We start from the raw sequence: 14,036 nt of genomic DNA, 5'->3' as shown, positions 1-14,036 counted from the left end.
CGCCTTCGCGAGGACGCCTGCCCATGCCCCAGACCCTGTGGTTCCTCCTGCTGCCCGGTTTCTCCATGATGGGGCTGATGTCCGCCATCGAACCCCTGCGCGTGGCCAACCGCTTTCGCGGCGAACTCTACCGCTGGCGCCTGCTGAGCCTGGAAGGCGGCCCTGTGGAAGGCAGCAACGGCATGTCGCTGAACGTCGACGCCGCGCTGGAACGCCCCGGCGCCGGCGACAGCCTGTTCGTGGTCGCCGGCTTCGATCCGCTGGCCAGCTACACGCCACGCCTGGCCCACTGGCTCAAGCGCGCCGACCTCGACGGCGCCACCCTGGGCGGCATCGACACCGGCAGCTTCGTCCTCGCCGAGGCGGGCCTCTTCGCCCGCCAGCGCCTGACCCTGCACTGGGAAGCCATCGAAGCCTTCCAGGAGCGCTACCCCGGCCTGCTGCCGACCCAGGAATTGTTCGAGATCGACGGCCGCCGCATCACCAGCGCCGGCGGCACCGCCACCCTCGACCTGATGCTCACCCTGATCGGCCGCGACCACGGCGACGAGCTGGCGGTGGAGGTGTCCGAGCAGTTCGTCCTCGGTCGCATCCGCACCCGCCAGGACCACCAGCGCATGCAGATCACCCGCCGCTACGGCGTGCACAATCGCAAGCTGGTGCAGGTGATCGGCGAGATGGAGCGCCACTGCGAACAACCCCTTGGCTCCTGTGATCTGGCCGCCCTGGTGGGCGTCACCCCGCGCCAGCTGGAGCGCCTGTTCCGCCTGCACCTGGACGACACGCCATCGGGCTTCTACCTGGCCCTGCGCCTGGAAAAGGCCCGCCAGCTGCTGCGCCAGACCGACATGAGCGTGCTGGAGATCGGCCTCGCCTGCGGCTTCGAATCCTCTTCCTACTTCTCCCGCTGCTACCGCAACCGCTTCGCCGCCTGTCCCAGCCAGGACCGCCACGAACACCCCACCGGCGACGTGGCACTGCCCAGCACGCGCACGCGGTCTCACGCACGATCACCTTCAGATCAAAGAGCTTGAGCGCAGATAGCCGCCATTTACGCCCTATCTCCCCAACACACCAGCACCTGTCGGCCGGCCGTGCCGCCCACCCGGCTTGCCCATCCACGACCCCGCATTGACGCTTTCGGCAATCCCCCGTCGTTTTTGCGCGATAGCGCCGAAAGCCCCGGCGATATGCTCGGTTCAAAGCGCCGGCAGAAGATTCGGCGCACCAAGAATCAAAGGGGACAGCCTGATGAGCCCAGCCGAACTTCACGCCGACAGCATCGTCATCGATGGCCTGATCATCGCCAAATGGAACCGTGAACTCTTTGAGGACATGCGCAAGGGCGGCCTCACCGCGGCCAACTGCACCGTCTCCGTGTGGGAGGGCTTCCAGGCCACGGTCAACAACATCGCCGCCAGCCAGAAGCTGATCCGCGAGAACAGCGACCTGGTGATGCCCGTGCGTACCACGGCCGACATCCGCAAGGCCAAGGAACAGGGCAAGACCGGCATCCTCTTCGGCTTCCAGAACGCCCACGCGTTCGAGGACCAGATCGGCTACGTCGAGGTGTTCAAGCAGCTCGGCGTGGGCATCGTGCAGATGTGCTACAACACCCAGAACCTCGTGGGCACCGGCTGCTACGAGCGCGACGGCGGCCTCTCCGGCTTCGGTCGCGAGATCGTCGCCGAGATGAACCGCGTCGGCATCATGTGCGACCTCTCCCACGTCGGTTCCAAGACCTCCGAGGAAGTCATCCTCGAATCGAAGAAGCCCGTCTGCTACTCCCACTGCCTGCCGTCCGGCCTGAAGCAACACCCGCGCAACAAGTCCGATGAAGAGCTGAAGTTCATCGCCGACCACGGCGGCTTCGTCGGCGTGACCATGTTCGCGCCGTTCCTGGCCAAGGGCATCGACTCCACCATCGACGACTACGCCGAAGCCATCGAATACGTGATGAACATCGTCGGCGAGGACGCCATCGGCATCGGCACCGACTTCACCCAGGGCCACGGCCAGGACTTCTTCGAGTACCTGACCCACGACAAGGGCTACGCCCGGCGCCTGACCAACTTCGGCAAGATCGTGAACCCCCTGGGCATCCGCACCGTGGGCGAATTCCCCAACCTCACCGAGACCCTGCTGGGGCGCGGCCACAGCGAACGCGTGGTGCGCAAGATCATGGGCGAGAACTGGGTAAACGTCCTCAAGGACGTCTGGGGCGAGTAGCACCGATCGCCAACCCCGACCGAACACGAATCATAGGGTGGATGACGCTCTTTTCATCCACCATCCCACCGCGCGGTGGCTCATCTCTGCGGCGGATGACTGAAGCGCCATCCGCCCGATATCTGACCTGAATTCGGAGTTATCCACATGGCCAAACACGCCCCCGAACTGCCCATCGAAGTCGACAGCGAGACCGGCGTCTGGACCACCGACGCACTGCCGATGCTCTATGTGCCGCGCCACTTCTTCGTCAACAACCACATCGGCATCGAAGAGGTGCTGGGTGCCGACGCCTATGCCGATATCCTCTACAAGGCCGGCTACAAGTCCGCCTGGCACTGGTGCGAGAAGGAAGCCGAATGCCACGGCCTGGAAGGCGTGGCGGTGTTCGAGCACTACATGAAGCGCCTGTCCCAGCGCGGCTGGGGCCTGTTCAAGATCCAGGACATCGACCTCGACAAGGGCACCGCCAGCGTCAAGCTCGAGCACTCCGCCTTCGTCTACGTCTACGGCAAGGTCGGGCGCAAGGTCGACTACATGTTCACCGGCTGGTTCGCCGGGGCCATGGACCAGATCCTACAGGCCCGCGGCAGCAGCATCCGCACCGTCGCCGAGCAGGTCTACAGCGGCTCGGAAGAAGGCCACGACGATGGCCTGTTCATCGTGAAACCCCTCTGAGGCGAGGCACGGCATCATGGCGTTCGAAGCAATGTTCCAGCCGATCCAGATCGGCAAACTGACCATCCGCAACCGCGTGCTCAGTACCGCCCACGCCGAGGTCATCGCCACCGATGGCGGCATGACCACCGAGCGCTACGTGAAGTACTACGAGGAGAAGGCCAAGGGCGGCATCGGCCTGGCCATCTGCGGCGGCTCGTCCGTGGTGTCCAGCGACAGCCCGCAGCAATGGTGGAGCTCGGTGAACCTGTCCACCGACCGCATCATCCCGCACTTCCAGAACCTCGCCGACGCCATGCACAAGCACGGCGCCAAGATCATGATCCAGATAACCCACATGGGCCGGCGCTCGCGCTGGGACGGCTTCAACTGGCCGACCCTGATGTCGCCGTCGGGCATCCGCGAGCCCGTGCACCGCGCGACCTGCAAGACCATCGAGGTGGAAGAGATCTGGCGCGTCATCGGTGACTTCGCCCAGGCCGCGCGCCGCGCCAAGGCCGGCGGGCTGGACGGCGTCGAGCTCTCCGCCGTGCACCAGCACATGATCGACCAGTTCTGGAGCCCGCGCGTCAACAAGCGCACCGACGAATGGGGCGGCACCTTCGAGGGCCGCATGAAGTTCGGCCTGGAAGTGCTCAAGGCGGTGCGCGAGGAAGTCGGCCCCGACTTCTGCGTGGGCCTGCGCATCTCCGGCGACGAGTTCCACCCCGACGGCCTGTCCCACGAGGACATGAAGCAGATCGCCAAGTACTACTGCGACACCGGCATGCTCGACTTCATCGGCGTGGTCGGCTCGGGCGCCGACACCCACAACACCCTGGCCAACGTCATCCCCAACATGAGCTTCCCGCCGGAGCCCTTCCTGCACCTGGCGGCCGGCATCAAGGAAGTGGTCAACGTCCCGGTGCTGCATGCGCAGAACATCAAGGACCCGAACCAGGCCACGCGCATCCTCGAAGGCGGCTACGTGGACATGGTCGGCATGACCCGCGCCCACATCGCCGACCCGCACCTGATCGCCAAGATCAAGATGGGCCAGGTGGACCAGATCAAGCAGTGCGTCGGCGCCAACTACTGCATCGACCGCCAGTACCAGGGCCTGGACGTGCTGTGCATCCAGAACGCCGCCACCACCCGCGAGTACATGGGCCTGCCGCACATCATCGAGAAGACCACCGGCGTCAAGCGCAAGGTGGTCATCGTCGGCGGCGGCCCCGCCGGCATGGAAGCGGCCCGCGTGGCGGCCGAGCGCGGCCACGACGTGACCCTGTTCGAGAAGAAGGACCAGCTCGGCGGCCAGATCAGCATCGCCGCCAAGGCCCCGCAACGCGACCAGATCGCCGGCATCACCCGCTGGTACCAGCTGGAGATCGCCCGCCTCGGCGTCGACCTGCGCCTGGGCACCGGTGCCGACACCGACACCATCCTCGACCTCAAGCCCGACATCGTGGTGCTGGCCAACGGCGGCCATCCCTTCATCGAGCAGAACGAGCACTGGGGGGCGGCAGAGGGCCTGGTGGTCAGCGCCTGGGACATCCTCGAAGGCAAGGTCGAGCCCGGCAAGAACGTGCTGGTCTACGACACCATCTGCGAGTTCGGCGGCATGTCGGCGGCGGACTACCTCTCCGAGAAGGGCGCCCAGGTGGAGATCGTCACCGACGACACCAAGCCCGGCGTCGCCATGGGCGGCACCACCTTCCCCACCTACTACCGCAGCATGTACCCGAAGGACGTGATCATGACCGGCGACCTGATGCTGGAGAAGGTCTACCGCGAGGGCGACAAGGTGGTGGCCGTGCTGGAGAACGAATACACCGGCGCCCGCGAGGAGCGCGTGGTCGACCAGATCGTCATCGAGAACGGCGTGCGCCCCGACGAGAGCCTGTACTACGCACTCAAGCAGGGCTCGCGCAACAAGGGCCAGATCGACGTCGACGCGCTGTTCGAGATCAGGCCGCAACCCTGCCTGTCCGAACCCGGCGACGGCTACCTGCTGTTCCGCATCGGCGACTGCGGCGCCCCGCGCAACGTGCACGCGGCGATCTACGACGCCCTGCGGTTGTGCAAGGACTTCTAAAAGCAGCCGCAAGCGGCAAGTGGCAAGCCACAAGCAGGCGCCGGAGCGGGACTCGGCTCTTGCTTGCAGCTTGAAGCTTGGCGCTTGCCGCTGCGGCCAAGGTGGTTATCCATGTTGAGCACATTGCTTCCGATCCTTCTCTTCACCACCCTGGCACTGGCCGCCCTGGGCGCCGCCAGGCGCTTCCTCATGTGGCGCCGGGGCCGTCCGTCGCAGGTCGACTGGCTCGGCGGGCTGATAAAGATGCCGCGCCGCTACCTGGTGGACCTGCACCACGTGGTCGAGCGCGACACGTACATGTCCAAGACCCACGTCGCCACCGCCGGTGGCTTCGTCCTGGCGGCGCTGCTGGCCATCCTGGTGCATGGCTTCGGGCTGCACAGCCGCATCCTCGGCTTCGCCCTGCTGGCGGCCACGGCGCTGATGTTCGTCGGCGCCCTGTTCGTCGCCAAGCGCCGGCGCAACCCGCCGGCGCGGCTGTCCAAGGGCCCATGGATGCGCCTGCCGAAAAGCCTGCTGATGTTCTCCGCGAGCTTCTTCATCGCCACCCTGCCGGTGGCCGGCATCCTCCCGGCCGGCTTCGGCGGCTGGTTCCTCGCGGCCATCCTCGCCGTGGGCGTGGCCTGGGGCGTGTCCGAGCTGTTCTTCGGCATGACCTGGGGCGGGCCGATGAAGCACGCCTTCGCCGGGGCCCTGCACCTGGCCTGGCACCGCCGCGCCGAACGCTTCGGTGGCGGCCGCTCCACCGGCCTCAAGGCCCTGGACCTGGCTAACCCGAGCGCGCCGCTGGGCGTGGAGAAACCCACCGACTTCACCTGGAACCAGTTGCTCGGCTTCGACGCCTGCGTGCAGTGCGGCAAGTGCGAGGCCATGTGCCCGGCCTTTGCCGCCGGCCAGCCGCTGAACCCGAAGAAACTGATCCAGGACATGGTCATCGGCCTGGCCGGCGGCAACGACGCCTCCTTCGCCGGCAGCCCATACCCTGGCAAGGCCCTGGGTGAGCACAGCGGCGGCCCGCACCAGCCCATCGTGTCCCTGGAGGGCAAGGCCCTGGTGGATGCCGAGACCCTGTGGTCCTGCACCACCTGCCGCGCCTGCGTCGAGGAGTGCCCGATGATGATCGAGCACGTCGACGCCATCGTCGACATGCGCCGCCACCTGACCCTGGAGAAGGGCGCCACCCCGAACAAGGGTGCCGAGGTGCTGGAAAACCTCATCGCCACCGACAACCCCGGCGGCTTCGCCCCGGCGGCCGGCTGAACTGGGCGGCCGACCTGAACCTGCCGCTGATGAGCGACAAGCAACAGGCCGACGTGCTGTTCTGGGTGGGCGACGGCGCCTTCGACATGCGCAACCAGCGCACCCTGCGCGCCTTCGTGAAGGTGCTCAAGGCCGCCAATGTCGACTTTGCCGTGCTCGGCCTGGAAGAGCGCGACAGCGGCGACGTGGCCCGTCGCCTGGGTGACGAAGCCACCTTCCAGCAGCTCGCCCGACGCAACATCGCCACCCTTTCGCAGTACCGCTTCAAGCGCATCGTCAGCTGCGATCCCCACAGCTTCCATGTGCTGAAGAACGAATACGGCGAGCTCGGCGGCAACTACCAGGTCCTGCACCACAGCACCTTCATCGACGAACTGGTGCGCGGCGGCACGCTGCAGCTCGGCCAGAGCAAGGCCGGCAGCGTGACCTACCACGATCCCTGCTACCTCGGCCGCTACAACGGCGAGTACGAAGCCCCGCGTGCCGTGCTCAAGGCCATCGGCATCGAGGTGAAGGAAATGCAGCGCTCCGGCTTCCGTTCCCGCTGCTGCGGCGGCGGTGGCGGCGCGCCGATCACCGATATCCCCGGCAAGCAGCGCATCCCCGACATGCGCATGGTGGACATCAAGGAGACCGGTGCCGAAGTGGTGGCCGTGGGCTGCCCGCAGTGCACCGCGATGCTCGAAGGCGTGGTCGCCCCGCGCCCGGAGATCAAGGACATCGCCGAGCTGGTCGCCGAGGTGCTCATCGAAGCACCGGTGGAGGCCAGGAAGCCGGCGGCGGCCAAGCGTGAAGACGTGGCGGAGGTGCACTGATGAAGTGCCTTCGCCACCAGCGCCCCTCTCGCACGGAGACTCAACGATGAGCGACATCATCCGCCGCGACCCGCGCGCCGAGCGTATCGCCCGCAACCGCCTGCACCCCTTGCATGCCACGTTGCAGCAACAGGGCCAGACCACCTGGATGGGGCCCAACGGCGTCATCCGCAAGAATCCCCATGCCATCGCCGCCGGCTTCATCGGTCCTGCCGGCATCAAGCGCATCGATCGCAGCGGCGCCCAGCAGGGCACCGCCGGCAAGCGCAGTGGCAGCAGCGAGGCCGTGCAACTGCCGCTGCATGTGGTGGCGCAACCGGCCTTCTACATCGCCGTGGTACCGGACATGGTCGGCGGCCGCCTCGGCAGCCACGACAAGGACCTGCTCGGCCTGGCCAACAGGCTCGCCGGATCGGCCGGCGCGGTGGTCGTGGTGCTGTTCGGCGAGGACAAGGAAACCGCCTTCGACAACGCCGGTGTCGACCGCATCCTGCGCATCCAGGGCGAGGCCTTCGACGGCTACGCGCCGGAAGCGCGGGTGCTGGCCCTGAGCGCCGTGGAAAGCCAGCTGGCCCCGCGCCACTGGCTGTTGCCCGACAGCCGTAGCGGGGGCGGCGAGCTGGGCCGGCGCCTGGCCGCCAAGCTCGGCGAACGCCCGGCCACACGCGTCTGGCAGGTGGACGGCGAGCAGTGCAGCGGCCGTGCCGGTGCCGGTCGCGAGGACCTGGTGCGCGCCACGCCACGGCTGATCCTGGCCGCCGCCGAATGCGCCGAGCCGGTCAGCGAGACCCGCCACGAAGCCCGCCCCATCGAACTGCAAGCCAACATCGCCCGCAGCCTGCCGCGCATCGAGGACCTCGGTGCGGTGGCCGTGGACCCGGCGCAGATCCCCATGGCCGAGGCCGAGTTCATCCTCTCCGGCGGCAACGGCGTGAAGGACTGGGCGCTGTTCCACGAGGCCGCCAGGGTCCTGGGCGCCACCGAAGGCGCCTCCCGCGTGGCGGTGGACGACGGCCACATGCCGCGCAACCGCCAGGTCGGTGCCACCGGCACCTGGGTCACCGCGCGGGTGTACCTGGCCGTGGGTATCTCCGGCGCCATCCAGCACCTGCAGGGCATCGGCGCCTGCGACAAGGTGGTGGCGGTGAACATGGACCCGGGCTGCGACATGATCAAGCGCGCCGACCTCTCGGTGATCGGCGATTCCGGCGCCATCCTCGCGGCGCTGATCGAGCGGATCACCGCATACCGTCAGGGGGGCGCACGCGATGCCGCATGACCAACTGAACATCATCACCCTGGTCTCCGTCGGCGCTCACCCGACCTCCGGTCGCGCCCGCCGTGCGGAGCAGGACGCCCGCGCCGTCGAGCTGGGCCTGCGCCTGGGCGGTGATCGCCTGCAGGTGCTGCACGCCGGCAACCCGCGCGAGGAAGCCCTGCGCGCCTACCTGGGCATGGGCCTGGCGGAAATCGCCGTGCTCGAACAGCCCGCCCAGGCAGACGCCCTGCCGGCACTGGCGGAGTACCTCGCCGAAGCCGGCGCGCAGCTGGTGCTCACCGGCAGCCAGGCGGAAACCGGCGAAGGCTCGGGGATGCTGCCCTTCCTGCTGGCCGAGAAGCTCGGCTGGCCGCTGGTGGTCGGGCTCGCGGAAGTGGAGAAGGTGGAGAACGGCGTGGCCCAGGTGCTGCAGGCTCTGCCCCGTGGCCAGCGACGCCGCCTGCGGGTGCGCCTGCCCTTCCTCGCCAGCGTCGACAACGCCGCCCCGGTGGCGCGCCAGAGCGCCTTCGGCCCGGCGCGGCGCGGCACGCTCGAGGCCTGCGACGTCGAGGTGGTTGAAGACACGCTGCTGGCCGAGGCACGCTTGCAACCGGCCCGGCCGAGGCCCAAGCGGCTCAAGGTGATCAAGGCCAAGACCGGCGCCGAGCGGATGAAGGCGGCCACGGCCAAGGCTTCCGGCGGGGGCGGCAAGGTGCTCAAGGACCTGTCGCCAGCCGAGGGTGCCGAGGCTATCTTCAAGCTGTTGATGGAAGAAGGAGTGCTGCGCTGACGCGCAGCCCGATGACCGGAGGAGACAGGCCATGATGCATGCCGATCTGATCGACCAGGAAGATTTCCGCGAGCGCCTGGTGGCGCTGGGGCTGGCCATTCCCTCGGGGGTGAGCGCCGAGCAGGCCTGCGAGCACGCCGTGAGCGGCCTCAGCCCCGAACGCGCCGTGGCCCTGCGCCGCCTGGTGGAGGAGCTGCTGGGCGGCAGCGCCACCCTGCTGCCGAACGTGCGCGAGGCCATTTCCCGCACCCTGTTGCCGGCGCTGGTACCGCGCTGATTCCACCCAACAAAAAAGGGCGCCGATGGCGCCCTTTTTTCATGCCCGTCAAGCGCTGCACAACGCCCCGTAGGATGGCGTAGAGCGAAGCGAAACCCATCGATTCCAGGCACGGACATGACCCTGGCGCCGGCCGGGCTGCTCGAAAAGCATCGCGAATGAATTCCCTCCCACAAGACTGGAGTCCGCCACCCTGCATTGGCGTCACCTTGTGGGAGCGGTTTCAACCGCGAAGAGCCGAGGCAGGCGGTTCGATTGAAATGACCGGGGCCGCCAGGCGGCCCCGGTGCAAGGGTTACAGACGCACGCTGGCGAAGGTGGACTCGCCCTGGGCGCGGGTGAGGGCCGCCATGGCGGTGGAGGACGAGGGGCGCATCAGGTCCTCGGGCATGGGCACCAGCGCCACCACGTTGGCGTTCTGGTTGGCGCGCTCGTCACGCGGCGGGATGCCGAAGTACTCGCGGTAGCACTTGGAGAAGTGCGGCGTGGAGACGAAGCCGCATACCGAGGCCACTTCGATGATCGACATGGCGGTCTGCTTGAGCAGCTGGCGTGCACGGATCAGGCGCAGCTTCAGGTAGTAGCGCGAGGGCGAGCAGTGCAGGTACTTCTGGAACAGCCGCTCGAGCTGGCGGCGCGACACGTCGACGTAGCAGGCCAGCTCGTCGAGGTCGATGGGCTCTTCCAGGTTGGCCTCCATCAGCGCCACGATTTCCTGCAGCTTCGGCTGGTTGGTGCCGAGCATGTGCTTGAGCGGCACGCGCTGGTGGTCCTGCTCGTTGCGGATGCGTTCGTAGATGAACATCTCGGAGATCGCCGCCGCCAGTTCGCGGCCATGCTCGCGGGCGATCAGGTGCAGCATCATGTCCATCGGCGCGGTGCCGCCGGACGAGGTGTTGCGATTGCGGTCGATGGAGAACAGGCGGGTGGTGATGGCGGCGCGGGGGAAGGCCTCCTGCATCGCGGCCAGGCATTCCCAGTGCACGCTGCAGTCGTAGCCGTCGAGCAGCCCGGCCTTGGCCAGCGCCCAGCTGCCGGTGCACACGGCGCCGAGCTGGCGCCCCTGGCGGGCTTGCGATTGCAGCCACTGCAGGTGTTCGCGGGTGACGCTGTGCTGGATGTCGACACCGCCGCAGACGATCACCGCGTCCAGTGCCGGGGCGTTCTCCAGGCTGGCGTCGGGGGTGATCTGCAGGCCGTCGCTGGCGCTCACCGGCAGGCCGCTCTGGGTCAGGGTAAACCAGCGGTACAGCTCCTTGCCGGAGAGCTGGTTGGCCATGCGCAGCGGCTCCACTGCAGAGGCCAGGGAGATCAGGGTGAAGTTGTCCAGCAGCAGGAAGCCGATGGATTGGGGAGCGCGGTTCTGGGGCTGGGAGCCCTGGTTGGACTGTGACATCTGAAAACCCTCACGCTAAACACGCTGTGAACCTTCGTTGCGAGGTTCTCTTCTTATGGTTCTGGTACGGCGACTGACCCAGATGAGTTGCCCCTGATACGAGGCAAAGGTCATGCCTAAATTGTTCGTGCGTTCAATAAAAATGCATAAGCGCATCCAAACCCCATGCCAGCGGGGCTAGGCGAGAGCGACAGAAACATTCTGTTAGCGACCGCCAGGCCGCGTGGTTCGTGGGCTCTGGGGCATTAGGTAGCACCTGTCGGCGGTGCGGTTGTCACCCCGCTACATCCGGGAATACCGGGCGTAACAGACGAGCGGAAGGACGGGTGACCGAACGGTCACGCCGGGTTCGCATCGCGTCCCCGGGCGTCGCACCAAAAGCTGGCAGGCGGACGCGCCGGGGAGCGAAAGCGGGTCAGCATTCGATGGCGCTGACGGCCAGGCCGCCGCGCGAGGTTTCCTTGTACTTGTCGTGCATGTCCGCGCCGGTGTCCCGCATGGTGCGGATCACCCGGTCGAGGGAGATGAAATGCTCGCCATCGCCACGCAGGGCCATCTGCGCGGCGTTGATGGCCTTCACCGCGGCGATGGCGTTGCGCTCGATGCAGGGCACCTGCACCAGCCCGCCCACCGGGTCGCAGGTCAGCCCGAGGTTGTGTTCCAGGCCGATCTCGGCGGCGTTCTCCAGCTGCTCCGGGGTGGCGCCGAGCACTTCGGCCAGGCCGGCGGCGGCCATGGCGCACGCCGAGCCCACCTCGCCCTGGCAGCCGACCTCGGCGCCGGAGATGGACGCGTTCTTCTTGCACAGGATGCCCACCGCGGCGGCCCCGAGCAGGTAGTTCACCACGTCGTCGTCGGAGGCTTCCGGATTGAACTTCATGTAGTAGTGCAACACCGCCGGGATGATGCCGGCGGCGCCATTGGTGGGGGCGGTGACCATGCGCCCGCCGGCGGCGTTCTCCTCGTTCACCGCCAGGGCGAACAGGTTGACCCATTCCATGGCGCTCATGGTCGAGCCGATGACGTTGGGCTTGCCCAGCTCCAGCAGGCTGCGATGCAGCCGCGCGGCGCGGCGCCGGACATTGAGCCCGCCGGGCAGGATGCCTTCCTGGCTCAGGCCGTTGTCCACGCATTCGCGCATGGCCGCCCACAGGCGCAGCAGGCCGCTGCGGATGTCCGCCTCGCTGCGCCAGGCCTTCTCGTTGGCCAGCATCAGTTCGGAGACGCGCAGGCCATGGCGCTTGCACAGGCGCAGCAGCTCCTCGGCACTGGAGAAGTCGTAGGGCAGCCGGGTGTGGTCCTGGTCGAGCTGGCCGGCAGCGGCCTGCTCGGCGTCGACGACGAAACCGCCGCCGACCGAATAGTAGGTATCGCGGTGCAGCTCGCCGCTCTCACCGAAGGCCACCAGGGTCATGGCGTTGGGGTGATACGGCAGGTTCTCCTCGAGCAGGCGCATGTCGCGCTGCCAGTCGAAGGGCACCGGCAGGCGACCGTCGAGCGGCAGGACCCCGCTGGCGAGCAGTTCGGCGATGCGCGGGGCGATCTGCCTGGGGTCGATGCGGTCCGGCCACTCGCCCATCAGCCCCATGACCACGGCGCGATCGGTGCCGTGGCCGACGCCGGTGGCGGAGAGCGAGCCGTAGAGGTTCACCTCCAGGCGCGTCACCCGCTCCAGCAGCTGCCGCTCGCGCAAGGCGCCGACGAAGAGCACGGCCGCCCGCATGGGGCCGACGGTATGGGAGCTGGAGGGACCGATCCCGATCTTGAACAGGTCGAACACGCTGATGGCCACGATGGTCTCCGCGAGAGGTGGTGGGGCTTCGGCCACATGATCGGCATTTCCGGACGCCCCCGACGTCCCACACCGACCCGCTCGTGTCCAAATACGTCGCGGCGACGCACAGGCGAAAAAAGCGACAGCACCTTTCTGCTTGCGACCTGCTTCGTAGAAGCAGGCGCGACTTCGTCACATGATCCGGGCGCACCCGCACCGGCCAGCAGCAGTCCGTTCGCCGCGCGGACAGGCGATCGCCCACCCTCGACACTGCTGTGGAAGTCCCCATGAACCCATTGATCAACCGGTTCCTGGCCGTAGCGCTCTGCACCCCGCTGCTGGCCCAGGCCGTAGAACCGGAATCCTGCAAGACCGTCCGTTTCGCCGATGTCGGCTGGACCGACATCACCGCCACCACCGCCGTCACCCGCTACGTGCTGACCGAGCTGGGCTACAGCACGCAGGTCAAGCGCCTCTCGGTGCCCGACACCTACAAGGCGCTGTCGGAGAAGAAGATCGACGTGTTCCTCGGCAACTGGATGCCGAGCATGGAGAACGACATCAAGCCGTACCGCGAGAACGGCTCGGTGGACACCCTGGGCGCCAACCTCAAGGGCGCCAAGTACACCCTGGCGGTGAACCAGGCGGCCTATGACGGGGGGCTGAAGAGCTTCGCCGACCTGGCCCGGTTCAAGAACGAGCTGGGCGGGAAGCTCTACGGGATCGAGCCCGGCAACGACGGCAACAAGCTGATCCAGAAGATGATCGACGACAAGGCGTTCGGCCTCGCCGACTTCAAGCTGGTGGAATCCAGCGAAAGCGGCATGCTGTCCCAGGTCAAGCGTGCCGAGCACCTCAAGCAGTGGGTGGTGTTCCTGGGCTGGGAGCCACACCCGATGAACAACCAGTTCCAGATGCACTACCTGGCCGGAGGCGACGACTATTTCGGCCCCGATTTCGGCGGCGCCACCGTCTACACCAACACCCGCGCCGGCCTTGCCAAGGAATGCCCGAACCTGGGGAGGCTGCTCGGCAACCTGCAATTCAGCCTGGAAATGGAGAACCACCTGATGGGGGCGATCCTCAACCAGAGCACCAACCGCCGGCGCGAAGCCAAGGCCTGGCTGAAGGCGCACCCCGAGCAGTTGCAGAAGTGGCTCGACGGCGTCACCACCCGTGACGGGAAAATGGCGAATGCCGCGCTCGGGCTCGCCGCAGCGCCATGAATTTCGCCTTTTTGCGATTACGCTGAAGCCCCCGGCAGCTCTTGCCTATGGCCATGTCAACCCCTGAAACCCGCGCCCCGCGCGGGTTCCAGCATTTCTATCCGGTAAGAAATTTCTGTTATGGTTTTTTTCGGCAACCGGCCTGGTGTCGTCGCCCAACACGTCAGAGTCGTAAACCGACAATTGCCCGGCCACCGAGGCTATATCGTTGACTCAGCCGATTTCGTCGCTGTCGCTTCAAGCCAGAACTGACAGA

Annotated in this window: 10 protein-coding genes and 1 pseudogene; 9 read left to right on the top strand and 2 right to left on the bottom strand. The window is 67.1% G+C overall.

Features of this window, described 5'->3' with window-relative positions; all coding sequences use genetic code 11:
• Positions 1-23 precede the first annotated feature (23 nt).
• The 8 genes and pseudogenes from PHLH3_RS02450 (at position 24) to PHLH3_RS02415 (ending at position 9,384) form a co-directional block, all read left to right on the top strand.
• A complete protein-coding gene (locus tag PHLH3_RS02450; protein ID WP_213628041.1) occupies positions 24-1,034 on the top strand; it encodes a GlxA family transcriptional regulator in 1,011 nt (336 codons plus the stop codon).
• 217 nt (positions 1,035-1,251) lie between these two features.
• Positions 1,252-2,229 carry a dipeptidase gene (locus PHLH3_RS02445; protein ID WP_213628039.1) on the top strand — a complete coding sequence of 326 codons (978 nt, stop codon included), beginning with the start codon at positions 1,252-1,254 and terminating at the stop codon, positions 2,227-2,229.
• A gap of 147 nt (positions 2,230-2,376) precedes the next feature.
• Positions 2,377-2,907: a 4-vinyl reductase gene (locus PHLH3_RS02440; protein WP_213628037.1), complete on the top strand. Its 531-nt coding sequence runs from the start codon at positions 2,377-2,379 to the stop codon at positions 2,905-2,907.
• Positions 2,908-2,923: 16 nt separating this feature from the next.
• Entirely contained in the window at positions 2,924-4,984 is a 2,061-nt protein-coding gene (dgcA, locus tag PHLH3_RS02435) for a dimethylglycine demethylation protein DgcA (RefSeq protein WP_173174921.1), read from the top strand.
• Between the two features lie 111 nt (positions 4,985-5,095).
• Positions 5,096-7,059 (top strand): annotated as a pseudogene (dgcB, locus tag PHLH3_RS02430) (dimethylglycine demethylation protein DgcB).
• Positions 7,060-7,105: 46 nt separating this feature from the next.
• The gene (locus tag PHLH3_RS02425; RefSeq protein ID WP_213628035.1) at positions 7,106-8,338 is read left to right on the top strand and encodes an electron transfer flavoprotein subunit alpha/FixB family protein; all 1,233 of its coding nucleotides are present in this window, start codon (positions 7,106-7,108) and stop codon (positions 8,336-8,338) included.
• Positions 8,328-9,107, top strand: a complete 780-nt coding sequence (locus PHLH3_RS02420; RefSeq protein WP_213628033.1) for an electron transfer flavoprotein subunit beta — start codon at positions 8,328-8,330, stop codon at positions 9,105-9,107. Before PHLH3_RS02425 ends, PHLH3_RS02420 begins: the two co-directional genes overlap by 11 nt.
• A gap of 31 nt (positions 9,108-9,138) precedes the next feature.
• The gene (locus PHLH3_RS02415; RefSeq protein ID WP_111259622.1) at positions 9,139-9,384 is read left to right on the top strand and encodes a hypothetical protein; all 246 of its coding nucleotides are present in this window, start codon (positions 9,139-9,141) and stop codon (positions 9,382-9,384) included.
• 295 nt (positions 9,385-9,679) lie between these two features.
• Here the strand turns inward: PHLH3_RS02415 and PHLH3_RS02410 are convergent, their stop codons facing one another.
• Positions 9,680-10,780 (bottom strand): GlxA family transcriptional regulator, encoded by a 1,101-nt coding sequence (locus PHLH3_RS02410; RefSeq protein WP_111259623.1) that lies wholly within the window; start codon positions 10,778-10,780, stop codon positions 9,680-9,682.
• Positions 10,781-11,195: 415 nt separating this feature from the next.
• A complete protein-coding gene (locus tag PHLH3_RS02405; protein WP_173174929.1) occupies positions 11,196-12,572 on the bottom strand; it encodes an L-serine ammonia-lyase in 1,377 nt (458 codons plus the stop codon).
• Between the two features lie 269 nt (positions 12,573-12,841).
• Between PHLH3_RS02405 and PHLH3_RS02400 the strand changes: the two genes are divergently transcribed.
• The gene (locus PHLH3_RS02400; RefSeq protein ID WP_213628031.1) at positions 12,842-13,780 is read left to right on the top strand and encodes a choline ABC transporter substrate-binding protein; all 939 of its coding nucleotides are present in this window, start codon (positions 12,842-12,844) and stop codon (positions 13,778-13,780) included.
• Positions 13,781-14,036: the final 256 nt, after the last annotated feature.

Source organism: Pseudomonas sp. Pc102 (assembly GCF_018408275.1).
Classification (GTDB): Bacteria; Pseudomonadota; Gammaproteobacteria; order Pseudomonadales; family Pseudomonadaceae; genus Metapseudomonas; species Metapseudomonas tohonis.
Note: the sequence above shows the minus strand (reverse complement) of the source record. Positions and strands in the feature narration are given on the sequence as shown.